This is a genomic window from Mesorhizobium humile, assembly GCF_033977215.1.
Lineage (GTDB): Bacteria > Pseudomonadota > Alphaproteobacteria > Rhizobiales > Rhizobiaceae > Mesorhizobium > Mesorhizobium humile.
Map to the genome: position 1 here is coordinate 1 of NZ_JAVIIV010000063.1, position 1,512 is coordinate 1,512.

1 pseudogene is annotated in these 1,512 nt (G+C 60.4%); it reads right to left on the minus strand.

The features are described from left to right. Positions 1-1,512, minus strand: a pseudogene (locus RFM52_RS32695) (hypothetical protein); the annotation flags it as partial.

Genomic DNA, 1,512 nt, shown 5'->3' on the forward strand with positions numbered 1-1,512 from the left:
CTCCTCGCCAATGGCGACCGTGGCCTGCCGATTGCGCTCCTCTTGCGGCCACTTGCTGAAACCGTTCACCAGGACCGCAAGATGCTGATGACTAAATCCCTTGATTTTGCCGACGCGGGAAGCGATCTCCCCAGCCATGGCAACTGCAGCCTGGCGCATGCCTGGCTCTTGCGGCCATTTGCTGAAGCCATTCACCAAATTGGCCAGGCTCAGCGGAGCAAAGTCGGAGAGCCCGACATTTGGGTGATCGGCGCGGCGAAGGACCTCCCCGCCGATGGCGGCCGTGGCCTGCCGATTTCGCTCCTCCTGCGGCCACTTGCTGAAACCGTTCACCAGTATGGCCAGCTGCTGATGGGTAAATCCCTTGATTTTGTCGGCACGGGAGGCGATCTCCCCGGCGATGGCGACCGCCACCTGGCGCATGCCTGGCTCTTGCGGCCATTTGCTGAAGCCATTGATCAGATAGGCCAGCTCCTGACCAGGAAAACCGCGCAATCGGTTGGCGGCGCGACTGACCTCAGAGGCGATGGCGATCATCGCCTCGCGAGTGCTTGCATGTTCCGGCCACTTGCTGAAACCGTTCACCAGATTGGCCAACTCTTGATTCGCAAATCCCTTGAGCTTTCCGGCTCGGGCAACGACCTCGCCGGCGATGGCAATGGTCGCCTCGCTCGTGTTCTGCTGGTCAGGCCACTTGCTGAAACCGTTCACCAGGTTGGCCAACTCTTGATACCCAAATCTGTTGAGCTCGCCGGCTCGGGTAACGACCTCGCCCGCAATGGAAACCGTCGCCTCGCGCGTCTGTTCGGGCCACTTGCTGAAACCGTTCGCCAGGTTCGCCAGATGTTGATCAGTGAATCCGCCGAGCTCTTTGGCACGCGCAACGATCTCGCCGGCGATGGCAACGGTAGCATGGCGCATGTCGAATTCTTCGGGCCATTTGCCGAACCCGTTCACCAGATTGGCCAACTCTTGATGTGGAAATCTATTGAGCTTGCCGGCGCGGCCAACGATCTCGGCGGCGATATCCGCCACAGCTTGGCGCAAATCCTGTTCTTCCGGGTACTTGCCGAAGCCATTGACCAGGTTCGACAGGCCCTGCGGGCTAAAATCGGAGAGCCGCTTGGCTCGGCCTGCAAGGCGCGTCACCTCGGTGCCGATAGCGCTAGTGGCTTTCCGACACTTCGCCTGGCTCGGCCATTTGCTGAAACCGTTCACCAGGTTCGCCAGGCCCTGCGGTTCGAAATCGGAAAGCCGATTGGCTCGGTCCGCGAGGTACGTCACCTCGGTGCCGATAGCGCTGGTGGCGTCCCGACACTCCGCTTGTTTCGGCCATTTGCTGAAGCCATTGACCAGATTGGTCAGGTTCTGCGGATTGAATTTGGAAAATCCCTCCGTCTCAGCGCGGCGAAGAACCTCACCAGCAACTGCGAAAGTGCCCTCGCCACACCCTGGCTGGTCAGGCCACTTGCTGAAGCCGTTCACCAGCAGCGAGAGGTTTCGAGCGTCGAG